Origin of the sequence: Pseudonocardia xinjiangensis (assembly GCF_012911925.1) — a bacterium.
Classification (GTDB): Bacteria; Actinomycetota; Actinomycetes; order Mycobacteriales; family Pseudonocardiaceae; genus Pseudonocardia; species Pseudonocardia xinjiangensis.
Genome location: NZ_JAAXKY010000086.1, coordinates 1 through 20,815 on the forward strand (window position 1 = coordinate 1; position 20,815 = coordinate 20,815).

General features: G+C 74.1%; 15 protein-coding genes and 1 pseudogene. 11 read left to right on the forward strand and 5 right to left on the reverse strand.

The window, feature by feature from the left end:
- Positions 1–183, forward strand: a pseudogene (locus HF577_RS23360) (gamma carbonic anhydrase family protein); the annotation flags it as partial.
- Positions 180–860 carry a uracil-DNA glycosylase gene (locus HF577_RS23365; RefSeq protein ID WP_169398104.1) on the forward strand — a complete coding sequence of 227 codons (681 nt, stop codon included), beginning with the start codon at positions 180–182 and terminating at the stop codon, positions 858–860. The pseudogene HF577_RS23360 and the gene HF577_RS23365, both read left to right, overlap by 4 nt.
- A 15-nt stretch (positions 861–875) precedes the next feature.
- Here the strand turns inward: HF577_RS23365 and HF577_RS23370 are convergent, their stop codons facing one another.
- Both HF577_RS23370 and rpmB read right to left on the reverse strand, forming a co-directional pair.
- Positions 876–2,084, reverse strand: a complete 1,209-nt coding sequence (locus HF577_RS23370) for a cytochrome P450 family protein (RefSeq protein WP_169398082.1) — start codon at positions 2,082–2,084, stop codon at positions 876–878.
- A 192-nt stretch (positions 2,085–2,276) separates the two neighbouring features.
- Positions 2,277–2,468, reverse strand: a complete 192-nt coding sequence (gene rpmB, locus HF577_RS23375) for a 50S ribosomal protein L28 (protein ID WP_169398083.1) — start codon at positions 2,466–2,468, stop codon at positions 2,277–2,279.
- 117 nt (positions 2,469–2,585) lie between these two features.
- On the opposite strand from rpmB, the gene HF577_RS23380 reads away from it, so the two are divergent.
- Complete coding sequence (locus HF577_RS23380) at positions 2,586–4,253, forward strand: DAK2 domain-containing protein (RefSeq protein ID WP_312859323.1); 1,668 nt, start codon at positions 2,586–2,588, stop codon at positions 4,251–4,253.
- A gap of 11 nt (positions 4,254–4,264) precedes the next feature.
- Entirely contained in the window at positions 4,265–6,448 is a 2,184-nt protein-coding gene (recG, locus tag HF577_RS23385; RefSeq protein WP_169398105.1) for an ATP-dependent DNA helicase RecG, read from the forward strand.
- Between the two features lie 10 nt (positions 6,449–6,458).
- Here recG and HF577_RS23390 read toward each other — a convergent pair whose 3' ends face one another.
- Entirely contained in the window at positions 6,459–7,316 is an 858-nt protein-coding gene (locus tag HF577_RS23390; RefSeq protein WP_169398085.1) for a hypothetical protein, read from the reverse strand.
- 186 nt (positions 7,317–7,502) lie between these two features.
- Here HF577_RS23390 and HF577_RS23395 point away from each other — a divergent pair, with 186 nt between their 5' ends.
- The 6 genes from HF577_RS23395 to HF577_RS23420 all read left to right on the forward strand — a co-directional run bounded on the left by HF577_RS23395 (position 7,503) and on the right by HF577_RS23420 (position 15,142).
- Entirely contained in the window at positions 7,503–10,880 is a 3,378-nt protein-coding gene (locus HF577_RS23395; RefSeq protein WP_169398086.1) for a pyruvate carboxylase, read from the forward strand.
- 50 nt (positions 10,881–10,930) lie between these two features.
- On the forward strand, positions 10,931–11,482 hold the full coding sequence (gene rsmD / locus HF577_RS23400) for a 16S rRNA (guanine(966)-N(2))-methyltransferase RsmD (protein ID WP_169398087.1): 552 nt from the start codon (positions 10,931–10,933) through the stop codon (positions 11,480–11,482).
- A 25-nt stretch (positions 11,483–11,507) separates the two neighbouring features.
- Positions 11,508–11,990 carry a pantetheine-phosphate adenylyltransferase gene (gene coaD / locus HF577_RS23405; RefSeq protein WP_169398088.1) on the forward strand — a complete coding sequence of 161 codons (483 nt, stop codon included), beginning with the start codon at positions 11,508–11,510 and terminating at the stop codon, positions 11,988–11,990.
- Between the two features lie 74 nt (positions 11,991–12,064).
- Positions 12,065–12,811 (forward strand): DivIVA domain-containing protein, encoded by a 747-nt coding sequence (locus HF577_RS23410; RefSeq protein ID WP_169398089.1) that lies wholly within the window; start codon positions 12,065–12,067, stop codon positions 12,809–12,811.
- A 192-nt stretch (positions 12,812–13,003) separates the two neighbouring features.
- Complete coding sequence (locus tag HF577_RS23415) at positions 13,004–13,972, forward strand: MinD/ParA family ATP-binding protein (RefSeq protein ID WP_312859324.1); 969 nt, start codon at positions 13,004–13,006, stop codon at positions 13,970–13,972.
- 99 nt (positions 13,973–14,071) lie between these two features.
- Positions 14,072–15,142 (forward strand): MinD/ParA family ATP-binding protein, encoded by a 1,071-nt coding sequence (locus HF577_RS23420; RefSeq protein ID WP_246267055.1) that lies wholly within the window; start codon positions 14,072–14,074, stop codon positions 15,140–15,142.
- A gap of 57 nt (positions 15,143–15,199) precedes the next feature.
- Here HF577_RS23420 and HF577_RS23425 read toward each other — a convergent pair whose 3' ends face one another.
- Both HF577_RS23425 and HF577_RS23430 read right to left on the reverse strand, forming a co-directional pair.
- Positions 15,200–17,563, reverse strand: coding sequence for a hypothetical protein (locus tag HF577_RS23425; protein WP_169398090.1), 2,364 nt, complete (start codon positions 17,561–17,563; stop codon positions 15,200–15,202).
- Between the two features lie 346 nt (positions 17,564–17,909).
- Positions 17,910–19,847, reverse strand: a complete 1,938-nt coding sequence (locus HF577_RS23430; protein WP_169398091.1) for an AfsR/SARP family transcriptional regulator — start codon at positions 19,845–19,847, stop codon at positions 17,910–17,912.
- A gap of 258 nt (positions 19,848–20,105) precedes the next feature.
- On the opposite strand from HF577_RS23430, the gene HF577_RS23435 reads away from it, so the two are divergent.
- Positions 20,106–20,798, forward strand: a complete 693-nt coding sequence (locus tag HF577_RS23435) for a GntR family transcriptional regulator (RefSeq protein ID WP_169398092.1) — start codon at positions 20,106–20,108, stop codon at positions 20,796–20,798.
- Positions 20,799–20,815 lie beyond the last annotated feature (17 nt).

Below are 20,815 nucleotides of genomic sequence, written 5' to 3' on the forward strand. Positions count from 1 at the left end.
GCCGTGGTCGGGGCGGGCGCGGTGGTCTCACCGAACGCGGAGGTCCCGCCGCGCCGGATGGCGCTGGGCGTCCCGGCGCGCGTGCGCGAGGGCCACGAGGTGCCCGAGGGCTACTTCGACCATGCCGTGCAGAGCTACATCCAGCGCGGCAAGCGGTTCCGCGCCGAACTGCGGAGGATCTGATGGCCAAGCCGCTCGAGGAGGTCGTGGAGGCCGGCTGGGCGCGGGCGCTGGCCCCGGTGGCTCCGGTTGTGGCCGACATGGGGGAGTTCCTGCGCGCCGAGCTGGCCGCGGGGCGCCGCTACCTGCCGGCCGGGCCGAACGTGCTGCGCGCGTTCACCCAGCCGTTCGACGAGGTGCGGGTGCTGATCGTCGGCCAGGACCCGTACCCGACGCCGGGACACGCGATCGGGCTGTCGTTCTCCGTGGCGCCGCAGACCCGTCCCGTTCCCCGCTCGCTGGCCAACATCTTCCGCGAGTACAGCGAGGACCTCGGGTACCCCACCCCGTCCACCGGCGATCTCACGCCGTGGGCCGACCAGGGTGTGCTGCTGCTCAACAGGGTGCTCACGGTGGAGCCGGGCAACCCGGGCTCGCACCGCGACAAGGGCTGGGAGAAGGTCACCGAGCAGGCGATCCGGGCCCTCGTCGACCGGGACGGCGAACCGCTCGTCGCGATCCTCTGGGGCCGGGACGCGCGCAACCTGGTGCCGCTGCTCGTGGACGTGCCGTGCGTCGAGTCGGCCCACCCCAGCCCGATGTCCGCCGACCGCGGGTTCTTCGGGTCCCGCCCGTTCAGCCGGGCGAACGCCCTGCTCGAGGAGCTGGGCGGGGAGCCGGTCGACTGGAAGCTGCCCTGATCCGGACGACCGCCGTCAGGAGGCCGGCGCCGGCCGGGTGGCGACCTGGAGCGCGGTGAGGGCGTTGATCAGCACGGCGTCGCCGACGGGCAGGTCGTCCGCGGGGGTGGCCAGCCGCAGGTCGGGGAAGCGCGTGATCAGGGAGCTCAGTGCGATGCGGGCCTCGAGCCGGGCGAGCGGCGCGCCGAGGCAGTGGTGGATGCCGTGCCCGAACGCCAGGTGCGGGGTGGGCGTGCGGGTGACGTCGAGGACGTCGGCGCCCGGCAGGTGCGACGTGTCGCGGTTGGCGGCCAGCAGCCCGGTGAGCACGACGTCTCCTGCGGAGATCGTGACGCCGCCGAGCTCGAACGTCTCGGTGGCGACGCGCTGCGTGGCGATCTGCAACGGGCCGTCGAACCGCAGCAGCTCCTCGACGGCAGCGGGGATCCGGGCAGGCTCCGCACGCAGCACCGCCAGCTGCTCGGGGTGGGTGAGCAGGGCGAACGTGGCGTTGGCGATGAAGTTGACGGTGGTCTCGTGGCCCGCGACCAGCAGCAGGATCACCAGCGACGTGAGCTCGTCCTCGGAGAGCTGGTCGCTGCCGTCACGGACGGCGATCACGGCCGAGAGCAGGTCGTCGGCGGGTTGTGCGCGTTTGGTCGCGATCAGCTCGCGCACGTACCCGACCAGGTCGGTGGCCGCTTCGGCGAAGACCTCGAAGCCGACGACGGCCGGGTCGATGATCTGTGCCGACCAGGTGCGGAAGTCGGCCCGGCGCTCCTCCGGGATGCCGAGCAGGTCGCAGATCACCGTCATCGGCAACGGGTAGGCGAACGTGGTGACGAGATCGGCCGACTCGACGTCGACGAGCGCGTCCAGCAGTCCGTCGACCACCTGTTGGATGCGTGGGGCCAGCAGGTCGATGCGGCGCATCGTGAACGCCCCCGACACGAGCTTCCGGAGCCGGGTGTGGTTGGGCGGGTCACTGCTCAGCATCTCCGTGCGGGTGGCGGCGAGCAGCGCCGGATCGAGCCGGTGGCCGAAGATGTTGGCGCCCCCGCCGCCCTTGACCAGCCGGGGGTCGGTCAGGCTGGCGCGCGCTTCGTCGTAGCCGGTGATCAGCCAGGTCGACCGCGAGCGGGTCCGGTGCATGAGGTGCACGGGACCACGGTCGTTCAGAACGGTGTACGCGCTGTGGCGCTTCCCGTGGGTGGCCGACCGGAACGGGTCGGGGGCGAGGGTCATCACGATCTCCTGGAGCCGTATGGGACGTCGGGAGACCTGATCTCGGAACCCCCGGCCGAGATACTGACACGATCATGAAGCGGGGCAGCTCACACCGCGAGCGCGGTCACATGCTGGTCCGGAACGGCAGAACGCCGCCGTCCGCTGGTGCGGAGGGCGGCGTTCTGCGGAAAGCTGGTTGTGGTCGGCCGCTCAGGCGCGAGCGACCTTGCCCGCCTTCAGGCAGGACGTGCACACGTTGAGGCGCTGGCGGTTGCCACCACCCAGGCGGGCACGGACGGTCTGGATGTTCGGGTTCCAGCGGCGGTGGGTGCGGCGGTGCGAGTGCGAGACGGACATGCCGAAGCCCGGACCCTTGCCGCAGACGTCGCAGACGGCAGCCACGTCGGACACTCCTCGGGTAGACGATAGGGGGAAGCCGGGTTCACCCCGGTCGCAATGAGCGAGAGTACCCGCGCCACCGGACGGGGTGCACACCACCCGGTCGCTACCCTGTTCCGGGTGCCCCCCATCCTCGACTCCGCCCTGCTCACCGGATGGACGCGGGCCGCCACGCAGGCGCTCGAACGGCACCGCGCCGAGATCGACCGCATCAACGTCTTCCCGGTGCCCGACGGCGACACCGGCACGAACCTGCTGCTGACGATGCGCGCCGCCACGGAGGCGGTGCTCCGGGTGCTGCGGGACAACGCGGACGGCCCGGCCCGGGGGGCGGCTGTGGTGGCCGGGGCTCTCGCGCGGGGCGCACTCGTGGGGGCGAGGGGCAACTCCGGGGTGATCCTGTCCCAGGTGCTGCGCGGTGTGGCCGACGCGGTGGCGGCGGTCGTGGGTCCCACGCCGGCCGGTGCCGTACTGGCCGACGCGCTCGGCCGGGCGCACCGGCTCGCCACGGCGGCCGTCACCCGGCCACGGGAGGGCACCGTGCTGTCGGTGCTCGGGGCGGCGGCGCGCGCCGCGGCAGCCGCGGGCTCCGACCGGCTCGACGACGTGGCGTGCGCCGCGGCCGAGGCGGCGGCGGGCGCGGTGCAGGCCACCACGGGGCAGCTGCCCGAGCTGGCCAGGGCGGGCGTCGTCGACGCGGGTGGGCTCGGTCTCTACCTCGTGCTCGACGCGCTGGCGGGGCTGGTGAGCGGGCGGACCGGCACGGCCCGGCTCCCGGCCACGGGCGCGCCCGCCCGGCAGCCCGCACGCGGGCGGGACGTCCTCGTCGCGGAGCGGGAGGGCGGGTCGCCCGGTTACGACTACGAGGTGATGTACCTGCTCGAGAGCCCCGCCGACGAGCGGATGGGCGCGCTGCGCGGCGAGCTCGACGCGCTGGGGGACTGCGTCTCCGTCGTCGGCGACGGGGACGGCCTGTGGAACGTCCACGTGCACTGCTCCGACGTGGGGGCGGCCATCGAGGCGGGGCTCGCCGTGGGCAGGCCGCACCGGATCACGGTGATCCGGTTCGCCGACCAGGTCCGGGACGCCCTCACGGCCGGGGCCGGCGAGACCGGGCGGTTCGTCCGCGACCGTGCCGTGCTGATGGTCGTCGCCGGTGCGGAGCTCGCGGAGCTGGCCCGGTCGGCGGGCGCCGCCGTGCTGGAACGGCCGCGTGACCGTGAGGTGGAGGCGTGCGACCTGGTGGCCGCGCTGGCCGGCACGCGGGCCCGGCACGTCGTGCTGCTTCCCGGTGACGGGGAGCTCACCGCCGTGGCCGAGCAGGCCGCGGCGGTGGCCCGGCGCGAGGGGCAGGAGGTGCTCGTAGTGCCCACGGCGTCGGTGCTGCAGGGGCTCGCGGCGCTCGCCGTGCACGACCCGCAGCGGCGCGCGGGCGACGACGTCGTCGCGATGGCCGAGGCCGCGGCGGGCACCCGCACCGGTGGCCTGGTGGTGGCCGAGTCCGAGGCGCTCACCTGGGTGGGGCCGTGCGAGCCCGGCGACGTCCTCGGCATCAGCGACGGCGAGGTCGTCGTGATCGCCCCGGATCTTGCTGTCGGTGGGTTGTGGTTGGCTCACCGCATGCTCACCGCTGGTGGCGAGCTCGTCACCGTCCTGCTGGGGGAGGGCGCCGACGACGCACTCGCCGACGGGCTCGCGGCCGACCTGCGCCGCACCCATCCCGAGGTCGACGTCGTCGTGCACCGCGGCGGGCAGACCGGCTTCGCGATCGTGCTGGGGGTGGAGTGAGCGACGTCGACATGCTGAGCCCGCTCCTGCCGCTGGTCGGCAAGCGGGCGGCCGAGCTGCTCGCAGCCCAGCTCGAGATCCACACCGTCGGCGACCTGGTGCGCCACTACCCCCGCCGCTACGTCGACCGGGGCAAGCTCACCGACATCGCCGGGCTGGAGATCGGGGAGCACGCCACCCTGGTCGCGCAGGTGGAGAAGACCACGCTGCGCGACATGCGCGCCCGCCGGGGCAAGCTGCTGAGCGTCGTCATCCGCGACGAGAAGGGCGCCACCCTCGACTGCACGTTCTTCAACGGCCACAAGGTGCAGCACGTCATCCACCCCGGGGTGCGTGCGGTGTTCTCGGGCAAGGTCGGGGTGTTCAACAAGAAGCTGCAGCTCACCCACCCGCAGTTCGAGCCGCTCGACGAGGCCGACGAGATCCGCCCCTTCCTGTCGGTCTACCCGGCCACCGGCAAGATCAACTCGCAGGAGATCGCCCGCTGCGTGCGCCAGGTGCTCGACCTGCTCGACGACCCCACCGACCCGCTGCCCGCCTCGCTGCGGCAGCGCGAGGGCCTGGCCGAGCTGGGCCGGGCCCTGCGGCGCATCCACGTGCCCGAGTCCGAGGCCGACTTCCACGCCGCCCGCAACCGCCTGGTCTGGGACGAGGCGATGGGCGTCCAGCTCGCGCTGGCCCTGCGCAGGCAGGCCACCGTCTCGCGGCCGGCCGCCGCGTGCCCGCCGAAGCCCGGTGGCCTGCTCGACGCCTTCGACGCCGCGCTGCCCTTCACGCTCACCGCGGGCCAGCACGCCGTCGGCGCGGAGATCGCCGCCGACCTCGCGCGTGAGCACCCGATGAACCGCCTCGTGCAGGGCGACGTCGGGGCGGGCAAGACGGTGATCGCGCTGCGGGCGATGCTGCAGGTCGTCGACGGTGGCCGGCAGGCGGCCCTGCTGGCGCCCACCGAGGTGCTCGCCGCCCAGCACGCCCGGTCGTTGCGCACGCTGCTGGGCCCGCTCGGGCGCTCCGGCGAGCTCGGCGGGGCCGACCAGGCCACCGCCGTCACGCTGCTCACCGGATCGCTGGGCACGAAGGCCCGCCGTCAGGCGCTGCTCGACGCGCAGTCCGGAGCGGCCGGGATCGTCGTCGGCACCCACGCGCTGATCCAGGACCACGTCGGGTTCGCCGACCTCGGCCTGGTGGTGGTCGACGAGCAGCACCGCTTCGGCGTCGAGCAGCGCGACGCACTGCGCGGGCGCGGCGAGCTCGCGCCCCACATGCTGGTCATGACGGCCACGCCGATCCCCCGCACCGTCGCGATGACGGTGTACGGCGACCTGGAGGTCTCCGCGCTGCGTGAGCTGCCCGGCGGCCGCTCGCCCATCGCCACCACCGTGGTCCCGCTGGCGGAGAAGCCCACGTGGCTGCAGCGGGTCTGGCGGCGCGTGCACGAGGAGGTCGCGGCGGGCCACCAGGTCTACATCGTGTGCCCGCGGGTCGGGGGCGACAACGGGAAGGGCGATCCCGACGCCGACCTGGTGGATCTCGACGATCCCGACGAGGGCGCCGACTCCGACGACGGCGCCGCCCGCCGTCCCCCGCTCGCGGTGCTGGAGGTGGCGCCCCGGCTGGAGGAGGGAGCGCTGCACGGGCTGCGGATCGGGATCCTGCACGGCAAGCTCCCGCCCGACGAGAAGGACACCGTGATGCGGGCCTTCGAGCGCGGCGAGCTCGACGTCCTGGTCGCCACCACCGTCATCGAGGTGGGCGTCGACGTCCCCAACGCCACCGGCATGGTCATCCTCGACGCCGACCGCTTCGGTCTCTCCCAGCTCCACCAGCTCCGCGGTCGGGTGGGCCGGGGCTCCGCGGCCGGCGTCTGCCTCCTCGTCACCGAGGCGCCGGAGGCGAGCACGGCGCGGGAACGGCTCGACGCGATCGCCGGCACCACCGACGGCTTCGAGCTCGCCCGGCTCGACCTCGAACTGCGCCGGGAAGGCGACGTGCTGGGCGCCCTGCAGTCCGGGCGCCGTTCCGGGCTGCGGCTGCTGTCGCTGCTGCGCCACGAGGAGATCATCGCCAAGGCGCGGGTCTACGCGGCCGACATCGTGGCCGAGGACCCTGGCCTGCGCGGCCGTCCCGGGCTCGCCGCACTCGTCGGCGAGACCGTGGGCGACGAGGAGCGCGCGGCCTACCTCGACAAGGTCTGACGCCGGCGCGTCAGGCGGGGAGCGCACCCCGGGCGGCGGCGTCGAGAGCGGCCCCGGCCGACACCGGCAGGTGGATCACCCCGGCGCGGTCGAGCTTGCCGAGCTCCGCGCGGGCACGGGCGTACGCGGCGAGGCGCTCCGGGTCGCTGTCGGAGTCGCGGGCCGTGGTGAGCAGCTTGATCACGCGCTCCACCGTGCCGCGCTCGGCGGCGGACAGCCCGGAGAGGCGGATGCGCTGGGCTGCCTCGCGGGCGGCCTGCCACGCGCGCTCGGCGCGGTCGACGGCGGCGACGAATGCGGCGGCGTGCTGCGGCGGCGGGAACCGGTCGGTGTCGAGGGCCTGCGCCTCGGCGAACGCGTCGACGAACCGCGCGGTGCTGGGCACGGACACGTCGGCGAGAGCGGGGAGGCGCAGCACCTCCATGGGATCGCACTCGAAGGCGGCGTACTGGCTGCGCAGGCCGTGGAACCGCGCGCGGGCCTGTCCCCAGACCACGTCGTGCCGTGGCGCCGGACGCACCGGCTGCGGGGCGGGGGCCGCGCTGTGGCGCCGGAGCGCCGCGTGGCGGCGGTTGCGGTGCACGGCCACGAACGCGAGCGTGCCCGCCACCAGCATCGGTGCCGAGCCGGCCACGATCGCCACGCCGAGCAGGACGAGGCTGATGATCGCCATCGTCATCACCAGCGCGCCGGCTCCGCCTGCCACCACCGGTACGGCGATCAGGAACAGCCACGGCGACCGCAAGTGCGGCCCGCGCCGGCCGTGGCCCGACCCGTGCCTCCGGCGGCCGCGCCGCGTCTCGGCCGCCTCCCGCAGGCGGCGCCCCTCCGCGAAAGCGGCGGACTGCCCCGGCCGGACTCGTGGCATCACGTCGCACCCTTCGTCGTCACGAAGCCGGCCGGTGAACGAGGCCGGGACGGCGGCCCGGCCGGCCCGTGGGCCGAACGTGTCGCACCTCTCCATTCGTACCGAAGCGCGGTGTGCTTCGCAGGGTCCGATCGAGTGCCCGCAGGTACCGTTCGCCTTCCACGCTGATCAGCAGGGAGGGTTGCCGTGTTCCGCAAGGTGCTCGTCGCGAACCGGGGAGAGATCGCCATCAGGGCGTTCCGCGCAGCCTACGAGCTCGGCGTCTCGACCGTCGCGATCTTCCCCTACGAGGACCGCAACTCGCTACACCGCGCGAAGGCCGACGAGTCGTACCAGATCGGGGACCCGGGCCATCCCGTCCGGGCCTACCTGTCGGTCGCCGAGGTGATCGCCGCCGCGCGGCGCGCGGGTGCCGACGCGATCTACCCCGGCTACGGCTTCCTGTCGGAGAACCCCGACCTCGCCGAGGCGTGCGAGCAGGCAGGCATCACGTTCGTCGGGCCACCGCCGCGCGTGCTGCACCTGACGGGAAACAAGGCCCGCGCCATCGCCGCCGCCCGGGAGGCGGGCGTGGCGGTGCTCGACTCGTCCGAGCCGTCCGACGACGTCGACACGCTGCTCGCCGCGGCCGACGACGTCGGGTTCCCGATCTTCGTCAAGGCCGTGGCGGGCGGCGGCGGCCGCGGGATGCGGCGCGTCACCGAGCCCGGCGACCTGCGCGAGTCGATCGAGGCCGCGATGCGGGAGGCCGAGTCGGCGTTCGGGGACGCCACGGTGTTCCTCGAGCAGGCGGTGGTGAATCCGCGCCACATCGAGGTGCAGATCCTCGCCGACGCCACGGGCGAGGTCGTGCACCTCTACGAGCGCGACTGTTCGGTGCAGCGCCGCCACCAGAAGGTCATCGAGATCGCGCCGGCACCCAACCTCGACCCGGAGCTGCGCGACCGGATCTGCGCCGACGCCGTGGCGTTCGCCCGCCACATCGGCTACGTCAACGCCGGCACCGTCGAGTTCCTGCTCGACGAGCGGGGCCACCACGTCTTCATCGAGATGAACCCGCGCATCCAGGTCGAGCACACGGTCACCGAGGAGGTCACCGACCGCGACCTGGTGATCGCGCAGCTGCGCATCGCGTCGGGGGAGACGCTCGCGGACCTGCAGATGGCCCAGGAGGACATCGTCCTGCGCGGAGCGGCGCTCCAGTGCCGGATCACCACCGAGGACCCCTCCAACGGCTTCCGCCCGGACACGGGGGTGATCGGCGCCTACCGCTCGCCGGGCGGCGCCGGGGTGCGCCTGGACGGCGGCACCACGCACGTGGGCGCCGAGGTCAGCGCCCACTTCGACTCGATGCTGGTGAAGCTCACCTGCCGCGGCCGCACGTTCCGCACCGCCGTGCGCCGGGCGAAGCGTGCGGTCGCGGAGTTCCGCATCCGGGGCGTCTCCACGAACATCCCGTTCCTCGCGGCGGTCCTCAACGACCCGGACTTCCAGGCGGGACGGGTCACCACGAGCTTCATCGAGGAGCGCCCCGAGCTGCTCACGGCCCGCCAGCCCGCCGACCGGGGCACCCGGCTGCTCACCTACCTCGCCGAGACCACGGTCAACCGGCCCAACGGGTCGCGGCCCAAGGGCGTCGAGCCGGTGGACAAGCTGCCGGCCTGCGACCTGGACGCGCCGGCCCCCGACGGGTCGCGGCAGCAGCTGCTGGAGCTGGGCCCGGAAGGGTTCGCGGCGCGGCTGCGCGCGCAGCGGGCCGTGGCCGTCACCGACACGACGTTCCGCGACGCCCACCAGTCGCTGCTCGCCACGCGCGTCCGCAGCCGTGACCTGCTGGCCGTCGCCCCGTACGTGGCCCGGACCACGCCGGAGCTGTTCAGCGTGGAGTGCTGGGGCGGGGCCACCTACGACGTGGCGCTGCGGTTCCTCGCCGAGGACCCCTGGGAGCGGCTGGCGGCGATCCGGGCGGCCGTGCCCAACATCTGCACGCAGATGCTGCTGCGCGGGCGCAACACCGTGGGCTACACGCCCTACCCGGTCGAGGTGACCGACGCCTTCGTCGACGAGGCGGCGCGCACCGGTATGGACATCTTCCGGATCTTCGACGCGCTCAACGACGTCGAGCAGATGCGCCCGGCGATCGAGGCCGTCCGCGCCACCGGCACGGCGGTGGCCGAGGTGGCGCTCTGCTACACGGCCGACCTCTCCGACCCGGCGGAGAAGCTGTACACGCTGGACTACTACCTGCGCCTGGCCGAGCAGGCCGTCGAGGCCGGCGCGCACGTGCTCTCCATCAAGGACATGGCCGGGCTGCTGCGCCCGCCGGCCGCGCGCACCCTGGTGACGGCGCTGCGGAGCCGGTTCGACCTGCCCGTCCACCTGCACACCCACGACACCGCAGGCGGCCAGCTCGCGACGCTGGTGGCGGCGATCGAGGCCGGGGTGGACGCCGTGGACGCGGCGGTGGCGAGCATGGCCGGCACGACGAGCCAGCCCTCGCTCTCGGCGCTCGTGGCCGCCACCGACCACACCGACCGCGCCACCGGCCTCTCGCTCACCGCGGTGGGCGACCTCGAGCCGTACTGGGAGGCGGTGCGCAAGGTCTACGCGCCGTTCGAGGCGGCGCTCCCGTCGCCCACCGGGCGCGTCTACCACCACGAGATCCCCGGCGGGCAGCTGTCGAACCTGCGCCAGCAGGCGATCGCGCTGGGGCTCGGCGACCGGTTCGAGCTCATCGAGGACTGCTACGCCGCGGCCGACCGGATGCTCGGGCGGCTGGTCAAGGTGACGCCGTCGTCCAAGGTGGTGGGGGACCTCGCGCTGCACCTCGTCGGAGCCGGGGTGACGCCGAAGGACTTCGAGGCCGAGCCGGGGGAGTTCGACGTGCCCGACTCGGTCATCGGGTTTCTGCGCGGGGAGCTGGGCGACCCGCCCGGCGGCTGGCCGGAGCCGTTCCGCACGCGGGCACTGGAGGGGCGCAGCGCGGAGAAGCACCAGCCGGAGCTGACGATCGAGGACCGGCGCGGGCTGCGCGACGACCGCCGGGCCACGCTCAACCGGCTGCTGTTCCCGGGCCCCGCGAAGGAGTACGTGGCCCACCAGGAGGCCTACGGCGCCACCTCCGTGCTCTCCACGAAGGACTTCCTCTACGGGCTCGAACCCGAGGTCGAGCACACCGTCGAGCTGGAGCCCGGGGTGACGCTGCTGATCGAGCTGGAGGCGATCTCCGAGGCCGACGAGCGCGGCTTCCGTACGGTCCTGGCCACCCTGAACGGTCAGCTGCGGCCGGTGTCGGTGCGCGACCACTCGGTGGACAGTGCCGTCAAGGCGGCGGAGAAGGCCGACCGGTCCGACCCGCAGCACGTCGCCGCCCCGTTCTCCGGTGTCGTGACGCTGTCGGTGGCCGAGGGCGACTCCGTCGAGTCCGGCCAGACGGTGGCCACGATCGAGGCCATGAAGATGGAGGCATCGATCACCAGCCACAAGGCGGGCCGGGTCGCCCGCCTCGCCATCGGGCCGGTCCAGCAGGTCGAGGGCGGCGACCTGCTGCTGGAGCTGGGGTAGCCCGCAACCCACTCCCCGACGGCCCGCTCCCCGGGTGCCACACTCGCGCGGTGACGCGGATCATCGCGGGCACCGCGGGCGGGCGACGGCTCACGGTGCCGCCCAAGGGCACCCGCCCGACGTCCGACCGGGTGCGGGAGGCGCTGTTCAGTGCCCTGGAGAACGACCCGGGGCTCGACGGCGCCGCCGTGCTCGACCTGTGCGCCGGGTCGGGCGCACTCGGCCTGGAGGCGCTCTCGCGCGGCGCGGAGCACGCGCTGTTCGTGGAGTCGGACAAGCGGGCGGCCGCGGTGCTGCGGCGCAACGTCGACGCGGTCGGGCTGGCGGGCGCTGTCGTGCGCGCGGCGCCCGCAGCCGCGGTGCTGGGAGCTGCCGCCGACCGCGCCTACGACGTGGTGCTCGTCGACCCGCCCTACGACGTGCCCGACGCAGAGGTGGCGGGCTGGCTGAGCGCGGCGGCCGCGCACGGGTGGCTGGCCGAGGACGTCACGGTCGTGGTGGAGCGGTCGGCGCGCGGGGGCTCCTTCCCCTGGCCGGAGCCGCTGCACGGGGTGCGTGAGCGTCATTACGGCGATACGGCGCTGCACGTCGCACTCCGGTAGCGTCCGGACCTGTGAGGCTTCCGGGATGAGGCGCGCCGTGTGCCCCGGCTCGTTCGACCCCCCGACCAACGGCCACCTGGACGTCATCGGCCGGGCGTCGGCGCTGTTCGACGAGATCGTCGTGGCGGTGCTGGTCAACAAGAACAAGAAGAGCCTGTTCACCGTCGAGGAACGGATGGCGATGCTGCGCGAGATCGTCGCGCCGTACTCCAACGTCCGCGTCGACTCGTTCCACGGGCTCCTCGTGGACTACTGCCGGGACAACGACATCCGGGCCATCGTCAAGGGCCTGCGGGTGGTCAGCGACTTCGAGTACGAGCTGCAGATGGCGCAGATGAACCAGCGGCTCTCCGGCGTGGACACCCTGTTCATGTCCACCAGCCCCGACTACAGCTTCGTGTCCAGCTCGTTGGTGAAAGAGGTGGCCACGTACGGGGGCGACGTCGCCCACCTGCTGCCGGAGTCGGTACACCGGCACCTCCTGGAGCGCATCGCCGAGCGTTCCTGATCACCCGTTCGGAACTTGACACGCGGACGGTCGCAATACCCGCCGTGACGGCCTCACGGTGAGAGGATGCCGGGGTGTACCGGGTCTTCGAATCGCTCGACGCGCTGGTCACGCTCGTCGAGGAGGCTCGGGGCGTCCCGATGACCTCCAACTGTGTCGTCCCCCGCGGCGATGTGCTCGAGCTTCTCGACGACGTCCGGGAGGCGTTGCCCGGCGAGCTGGACGACGCCCAGGACGTCCTCGACCGCCGCGACGAGCTGGTGGACGACGCGGCGCAGGAGGCCGAGCAGACGCGGTCGGGTGCCCAGGCCGACGCCGAGGAGATGGTCGCCGAGGCACGCGCGGAGGCCGAGCGCACGGTCGCGGAGGCGCGCGCCGAGGCGGAGCAGATCCTCGCGAAGGCCCGGCACGAGGCCGAGCGGGCCGTCACCGAGGGCCGTCGCCAGTACACGGAGCTGACCGACCGGGCCCAGGCGGAGGCCGACCGGCTGGCCCATGCCGGGCGCGCCGCCCACGACCGCTACGTCGCCGACGGGCAGGCCGAGCAGGCCCGGCTGGTGTCGCAGACCGAGGTGGTGCGCGCAGCGAGCGCCGAGGCGGCCCGGATCGTCGACGCCGCCGACATCGAGGTGGACCAGCTGCGCCGGGAGTGCGACGGCTACGTCGACGCGAAGCTGTCCGAGTTCGAGGACGCCCTCACCAAGGCGCTGCGCACGGTGTCCCGCGGCCGGACCCAGCTGTGGCGGGGCAGCTCCCCGAGCGGTTCCCCTGACGCGGTTCCCCACGGTCGTTCTGGCACCGGGATGGATCTCATCGACTAGAGCGACGACGACTGGACCGTTCGGAGCACAGCTCGATCACTATCGGGTGGTCGGTGGTCATCGTCGCGTTACCCTCTGCCGGTGGCGAGCCGCCGGGCCGAACCGGACCCTTCCCTCTGGTGGGAGCGGTACGGCCACCGGCTCGAACCGCGCTCGGGCGCCACGACGACGGGCCTTCGGCCAGGGGGTGCAGTGAGTTCGACGGGAGATGATTCCTCGATCGCTCCGCAGGAAGGCAAGGGAGGCCCGGCGTCGGCGTCGGAGCTGAGCTCCGAGACGATCCTGCGGGCCAGGCCCGACGAACCCTCCTCCGGCTGGCGCCGCGCCGTGCTCCGGGCCACCGGCGGCCTGCTGAACCCCGGTCCGAGCCCGGCCGACGTGCAGTGGCGCGATCAGCTCCACCGCATCCGCCACCCGCTCCTGAAGTCCCACAAGATCGCGGTCACCTCGATCAAGGGTGGGGTCGGCAAGACCACCGTGGCGACGCTGCTGGGCCTCGTGATGGCCGAGAACCGCGGGGACCGCGTGATCGTGCTCGACGCGAACCCCGACGCGGGCACGCTGGCCGACCGCCTCACCGGCGAGTCGTCGGTGACCGTGCGGGAACTGCTGCGCGACATCGACCGCATCCACTCCTGGACCGAGGTGTCGCGCTACACGAGCCTCGCCGGCAGGCTGCAGGTGCTGGCCTCCGAGCAGGACCCCGCGTCCAGCGACGCGTTCAACCGCGAGGAGTACGAGCAGATCTGCCGGCTGCTCGACCGCTTCTTCAACATCATCATCACCGACTCGGGCACCGGTCTGGTGCACTCCGCGATGGAGGGCACGCTCCAGCTCGCCGACAGCCTGGTAATCGTCGGGGCACCCACGGTGGACGGCGCGGGGCGCGCGAGCAAGACCCTCGACTGGCTGCACGCCCACGGGCACTCGGCACTCGCGTCCGATGCGGTGGTGGTGTTGTCCTGCGACCGGGTCAGCGCCGAGGTCGACCGCGACCGCATCCGCGAGCACTTCACCTCCCGCTGCCGCGCGGTCATCGAGATGCCGCACGACCCGCATCTCGCCACGGGCGGCCGGGTGGAGGTCGCCCGGCTGCGGCCCGCCACGCGTGACGCGGCCTACCGGCTCGCCGCGCTGATGGCCGACCGCTTCGTGACGTGAGCGCCGCGCGAGAACGACGTACCCGGCTCCGTCACGACGGCGGAGCCGAGCATCGGCAGCAGCAGGGGGAGAGGTGGCCGTGAGCGGCCGGGAACGGGCATGACGCAGCCGAACGAGATGGCACCAGAGGGCACCCGCGCGGACGCCTCACCCGACGACGGAGCACCGGCCGACGGCAGCGCCGGGCCGGTGTCCCGCGGCTCCCGGCCCGAGGCCGCCAGCGCCGCGGAGCTCACCGAGGACTCGATCGTGCGCTTCCGCAGCGATCGACCCCAGCGGGGCTGGCGCGGCGCGCTCTACAAGATCACCGGTGGGCTGGTGAACCCGGGCGTGGGCGCGGCCGAGCGGGCGCGGCAGGACCAGCTACGACGGATCCGGCGGCCGCTGCCCGGCTCGCACCAGATCGCGGTCAGCTCCCTCAAGGGTGGGGTCGGCAAGACCACGGTGTCGGCGTGCCTGGGGCTCGTGCTGGCCGAGAACCGCGGCGACCGGGTGATCGCGCTCGACGCCAACCCCGACGCCGGCACGCTGGCCGACCGGCTCACCGCCGAGACCGCGGTGACCGTGCGGAACCTGCTCGACAACATCGCGGCCACCCACTCGCTCACCGACGTGGCGCGCTACACGAGCCTCGCCGGCCGGCTGCAGGTGCTCGCCTCCGAGCAGGATCCCGCGATGAGCGAGGCGTTCAACCGGCAGGAGTACGAGCAGGTCTGCGAGGTGCTCACCCGGTTCTACAACATCGTGATCACCGACTCGGGCACCGGGCTCGTGCACTCCGCGATGGAGGGCACGCTGGCGCGGGCCGACAGCCTGGTGATCGTCGGTGCCCCCACGGTCGACGGCGCGAGCCGGGCCAGCAAGACCCTCGACTGGCTGGTCGCGCACGGCCACGAGGCGCAGGTGGCCGACGCCGTCGTCGTACTCAGCTGCGACCGCATGAGCAAGGAGGTCGACCTGGCGCGGGTGCGGGGGCACTTCGACGCCCGGTGCCGCGCCGTGGTCGAGATCCCGCACGATCCGCACCTCGCCACCGGTGGGCGGATCGAGCTCCCCCGGTTGCGGCAGGCCACCCACGATGCCTTCCTCGGCCTCGCCGCGTTGCTCGCCGACGGCTTCGTACCCCGGGCCGCCGCCGTGCAGCCGGCACCGGAGCAGGTACCGGGCTGAGCTGACGACGCCGGGCCGCCCCGCGTGTGCGGGGCGGCCCGGCGCCCGCCAGGTGGCTCAGCCCTTGCCGGACGCCCCGCCACCGGCGGAAGCGCCGGACTTCGACGATCCGCTCTTCCCGCTCTTCCCGCTGTCGCCCTTGCCGGCGCCGCCGGTGCTCCGGGTGGCGGTGTTGCCGCTGCCGCCCGGACCGGTCCTGGCCTTCTTGGACTGCGGGGTCTTCTTCTGACCCGGCTTGCTCTGCGCCGTGTCGTGGCCTGCGCTGTTCTGCGAGGACTTCCCCTGCGAGGACTTCCCCTGCGAGGACTTCCCCTGCGACGACTTGCCCTGGGTCGGCTTGCCCTCGGCCGACCTCCCCTGGGCCGACCGGTTCTGGCCTGCCTTCTGCTGCCCCGCCTTGTTCTGGGCTGCCTTGCCGAGGGGTGTCCTGCCCTGCTCCGACTTCCCCGGGGCCGACTTCCCCGGGGTCGACCTGCCGTGGGCTGCGTTGTCGTTGCGGGCTGCCTCGTTCCGGGTGGCCCGGCCCTGCGCGGTGTCGGTCGGGGCCGTCCTGCCGGTACCCCGGACGGTGCCGGCCTTACGGCTGCCCGGCGACCCGGCCCGGCTGGTGCCGGCGGTGCGGTCCGGCTTCCCGGCCGTGGCCCCGGCACCCGGTCGGGTGCTGCCCCGGCCGGTGGTCGCGCCGGCGTCCGGCGTCCGGTCGCGGACGTTCAGGACGGGGTCGAGCAGCCTCGCCCCGACGCCCACGGCCTGCGCCGCGGTGTCCCGGACGCGCTCCGCCTTGCCCCGGGGGGTGGCGGCCGCGCCTGCCGTCCGGCCGGTGCGGGCCCGGGACCGATCGTCGTGAGCCGCCGCCGCGGGGGACCTGTCGGCGCGCGCGGAGCGGGAGCCGGCATCGCCGGACCCGTTGCGTTCGGCGTTGCCGGAGGACCGGTTCGCCGAGTCGTTCCCCGCCGAGCCGGAGTCGTGGCGCTCACCGGACCCACCCAGCACCGCGCCGGTGACGGTGCTGACCAGCCTGCTGACCGGTCGGCTGCGCTCCGACCGCTCCGACCGCTCCTCGGAGCTCGACTGCCGCCCGGTGACGGTCCGCTGGGCCGTGTCGACGACGTGGCCCGTGGTGCGGAGGACGGCGCCGCTCGTGCGGACGACGTCGGTCGTGCCCCCGCCGGACACGACCCGGCCGGCCACGGCGTTGTTCGTCACGCCGCTGGTGCCGCGTCCGAGCATCGCGAGCTCGGTGGCGGAGCGGCCGGCGGCGCCCGGGCGGGACGGGTCGGGCGGCGCGGTCGAGCTGACGGTCTGGCGTTCCTCGCGGGTGTTCTCCCGGCGGGGAACGACCGCCTGGGCCTGCTCGGGCGCCTTCACCCGCGGCTTCGGGTCGGGCCGGCGCTCGATCAGCGCGAGGACCTGCTGCGCGATCGGGGTGGTGCGGTCGCTCTCGTCGGGAAGCGGTGCGGTGACCGCCTCCTCCACCCCGCTGCGGAGGGTGGCGAGCTCCTGCACGTTGTAGTTCCGCTGCTGCAGATGCATGTCGCGCTGGGCGGCCAGGGTGCGGAGGGTCTCGGCCTGGTCCGGTGAGGTGGGTGCCTGGGGGGCGGTGCGCAGGGCCCGTTCCACGGCGTCGAGCTGTTCCTGGGCCGCGGTGAGGTCGGTGCTGACCTCGGACATCGTGCGGAACGCGCTGATCTGCGACTGCAGCGTGACGCGCTGCTGTTCGAGGAGCGCCTTGCGCTCCTGGAGAGCGCGCAGCGCGGCCGGCTGGCCCGCCCGGGCCGCTTCGGGGAGCCGGGCCCAGCTCGCCTCGGTGAGCGCGACCGTGTCGAGCTGCTTGGTGATCGAGGCGAGCACGACCTCGGCACGGGCTGCCCACTGGCCGGTGTCGACGGCCGGTGGAGGCGTGGCGGGTGGCTGCGCCTGCGGCACGACCGGGATCGGCGTGCTCGTGACGAGGTATCCGCTGCCGCCGGCGATGAGGCTCGCCACCGCGATGCCGGCCACCGCCCGCCGGCGCATCAGCACGGCCTCGCGCTTGCGTTCCCCCGCACTGCGCGCTGCGCGGCGGTTCTCGCCGGACGGCCGCTCGGGACGGGGGGGTGGCGGGGGAGTCTGGGTGACCAGCCACGTGGCGGCAGCGCTCCACGGCCGCGGCCGGCCCTGGCGCGGCGCAAGCGGCTCCGGCTCCGGCGCAAGCGGCTGCTCCGGCGCGGCCGGCTGCTCCGGCGCGGGGGCCGCGAAGGCGACCGGGACCGGCTGCTCGGCCTGCGCGTCGGTGTCGGTGTGGGCGGCCAGGTGGCGCTGCTTGCGTGCGGCCGCACGGTGGGCCGGTGTGCAGTACCGACGCGGCGGCCCGCCGTCCGTAGGCTGTTCGATCGAGGCATCGCACCCCGGTAGAGCACACGTGGTCGGCTCGTCGGTCATGTCGTCCCCCCTGGCGAGGTCACGCCCGCGTGATGCCCGTGCGCCCCGCCGTACCGCAGCGGGTGGTGGGAGCGCCGCCCGATACAGCTCGGCAGCGCACCTGCCCCCCGTGCATCTCCACCACTGCCCCCGCAGGCCTCGTCGAGGCCCTTCCCAGCCGGCGGCACCGCACGCACGCGAGTGTGGCCGACCGCACTGCCGCGCCGATGCCAGCACGATGCCGGAGCGCGGAGCCCGAGGCATCCGCCGGCGGATCTGCTGGGGTGAGCGCGTACTGCCGTGAAGATCCCGCACCGTACCCGATCACTCATCGCCCGACTCCACCTTTCCCGTTACACATTGGACATCACGCCTGCCGGGCCGTGGGCCGGCGGAGAGCGGTGCGGGGGAGGCCGCCCCGCGGGTGTTCCCCGGCCTCCGGCAGGCGCCGCCGCGCGGCGTGGATCTCGGCCGGGTCGTCCTCCTGTGCCTGGCGCAGCAGGGCGAAGGCCCGGGTCAGGCCGTGCAGCCGGTAGCCGCCGCCGGGCCGCCGCTGCAGGAGACCGGCCTCTGCGAGCTGGTCCAGACCCGCTGCTACGACCGCGACCGGTTGCTCCACCAGCACGGCCCCGGCCTCCGGGGTGATCCGATCGTCCGGCACGAGACCGAGGAGGCGCAGCAGGTGCCGCTGCTCGGCGGTGAGCTGCACGTACGACGCCTCGAGCGCGGCGGCCACCCCCAGCTGCCGGTCGCCCGGGATCCGCAGGGTCGCGACCGGGCCGTCGCTGCGCAGCTCCTCGACGTAGGCGGCGACCGGGAGGTGGGGCCGCGTCACGAGGTGGGCGGCCGCCACCCGCAGCGCCAGCGGGAGCCCGCCGCACAGTGCGATCAGCTCGCCGGCGGCCTCGGGCTCGCGCGCCATCCGCTCGTCGCCGACGATGCCGTGCAGCAGCAGGCGCGCGTCGCCGGGATCGAGCATGTCGAGGGAGATCCGGTGGCCACCGGGGGAGACCAGCAGGCCCGCCAGCTCGTGGCGGCTGGTGACCACCACGCCGCAGGTGGAGGCCCCCGGCAGCAGGGTGCGGACCTGTGCCGGGCTGTTCGCGTTGTCCAGCACGACGAGCAGCCGGCGCCCCGCGGTCACCGAGCGGTACGCGGCCACCGCGTCGTCGAGCCTCGGCGGCACCCCCTCCGGCGGCATGCCGAGGGCCCGCAGGAAACGGGCGAGGGTCTCCTCCGGCGGCTGCGGCGGTGTGTCGCCGTGGCCCCCGAGGTCGGCGAACAGCTGCCCGTCGGGGAAGCGGTCGGCCAGCCGGTGGGCCGCATGCACCGCGACCGCGGACTTCCCCACTCCCGGCGGGCCGGCCACCACCACCAGCCGCGCCGCCGAGGCGTCCTCCGCGGCGCCCAGCAGATCGGTGAGCTGCCGGATCGCGTGCTGCCTCCCGACGAGGCCGGCGGGTGCCACGGGCAGCTGCCGGATGTCGTGGAGTACAGCGGCCGGCGCGGGAGCGTCGGGCGGCCCGGTGCCCCGCAGGATCTGCTCGTGCGCGGCGCGCAGTTCGGGGCCGGGATCGATGCCCAGCTCGTCGGCCAGCAGCCGCGTCACCTCCCGGTAGGCCTCGAGGGCCTCGCCCTGGCGTCCCGTGGCGTAGAGCGCCCGCATCCACTGCGCCCAGAAGCGTTCGCGCAGCGGGTGGCTCCGCACCAGCCCGATGAGCTCCTCCGCCAGCTCGGCGTGGCGGCCGAGCCGGAGGTCCACGTCGATGCGCAGCTCCAGCGCTTGCAGGTACCGCTCGACGAGCGGGGGCACCTCGTTGCGGTGCAGTGCGGGCGACGCCACGTCGGTGAGCGGCGGCACGGCCCGCCACAGCTGCAGCGCCTCGGCGAGCGCGGCGGACGCCCCGAGGTCGTCGCCCAGCTGGGCGGCCCGTCTGCCCTGGTGGACCAGGGCGTCGGAGCGGTCGAGGTCGAGCTGTCCCGGGCCGAGCTCGATCCGGTAGCCGTCGGGCTCGGTGCGGATGTGCACCCCGGTGCCGGAGAGGGCCTGCCGCAGCCGCATCACGTGCTTCTGGACGGTGCCCCTGCTGTCGTGCGGGGCGCCGGTGTCGGGCGGGGCGCCGTGGTGGGTGGGGCCGTCCCACAGCTGCTCGGTCAGCTCGGCGATGGAGACCGTCCGGTTCGCCCGCAGGAGCAGTGCCGCGAGCACGACGCGTTGCTTGCCCTGGGGGACCGGTACCGGTACTCCGCCGGCCACGACCTCGAGCGGGCCCAGGATGCGGAAGGACACCTCCGTGGACGTCACCGGCGCCCACCCGGCTCCGCGATGCACACGCGGGGGATGCGCGCCATGTGATCGACACCTCGCCCCCGTGGTCGACGTCGGCGTCCCGTCCGCTGCCGGGGGTTCGCCCTGACGTGATCGTTCTAGCGTAGAGGATTGTTCTACAATTCACACTATGCTTCTGGGAACGACCCGCATCGTCGTACGATCCTGGTGTCGCACGGCCCTGCGTCCCCGCGGCGACGGATCGTGCCCGACATCCACGGCTGGAGGCCCGCAGTGACGACCGAAGGCCTGGCGGCCGACCGGCTGCTGCTCAACCGCACGAGCACCGCCGAGCGCGTGGCCGCGATCCTGCGCAGCCGCATCAGCGAGGGGTACTTCCTGCCCGGCGCCCGCCTGGCGGAGGACACCATCGGCACCGCGCTCGGGGTCTCCCGCAATACGCTGCGGGAAGCGTTCCGGCTGCTCTCGCACGAGCGGCTGCTCGTCCACGAGCTCAACCGGGGCGTGTTCGTCCGGACGTTGAGCATCGAGGACGTCATCGACCTCTACCGCGTGCGCGTTCTCGTCGAGTGCGGCGTCGTCCGGACCATCACGGAGGTCCCGCGCGGGATCGACCAGCTCGTCGCCGCCGTGTCGGACGGCGAGGAGGCCCTGCGCCGGCAGGGCTGGCAGGCACTGGGCACGGCCAACCTCAAGTTCCACGAGGCGCTCGTCGCGCTCGCGGAGAGCCCGCGCACGGACGAGCTCATGGGCGGTGTGCTCGCGGAGCTCCGGTTGGTCTTCCACGTGATGGCGGACCCCAAGCGCTTCCACGAGCCGTACCTGGCGCGCAACAAGGAGATCCTCGCCCTCCTGCAACAGGGCGACGGGCCCGCGGCCGCCGAGGCGCTCGCGGTGTACCTGCGCGACGCCGAGGAGCAGCTGGTGAAGGCCTACCGGGACACGCAGCCCTCGACGTTCGCCTGACGGTCCTCGAGCCCCGG

What these genes read in the sequence shown, in the direction of transcription:
- recG (WP_169398105.1), top strand. Translation starts at nt 4,265, where the DNA reads ATGCTGAGCCCGCTCCTGCCGCTGGTCGGCAAGCGGGCGGCCGAGCTG.
- coaD (WP_169398088.1), top strand. Translation starts at nt 11,508, where the DNA reads ATGAGGCGCGCCGTGTGCCCCGGCTCGTTCGACCCCCCGACCAACGGC.
- HF577_RS23370 (WP_169398082.1), bottom strand. Translation starts at nt 2,084, where the DNA reads ATGACCCTCGCCCCCGACCCGTTCCGGTCGGCCACCCACGGGAAGCGC.
- HF577_RS23420 (WP_246267055.1), top strand. Translation starts at nt 14,072, where the DNA reads ATGACGCAGCCGAACGAGATGGCACCAGAGGGCACCCGCGCGGACGCC.
- HF577_RS23425 (WP_169398090.1), bottom strand. Translation starts at nt 17,563, where the DNA reads ATGACCGACGAGCCGACCACGTGTGCTCTACCGGGGTGCGATGCCTCG.
- HF577_RS23390 (WP_169398085.1), bottom strand. Translation starts at nt 7,316, where the DNA reads ATGCCACGAGTCCGGCCGGGGCAGTCCGCCGCTTTCGCGGAGGGGCGC.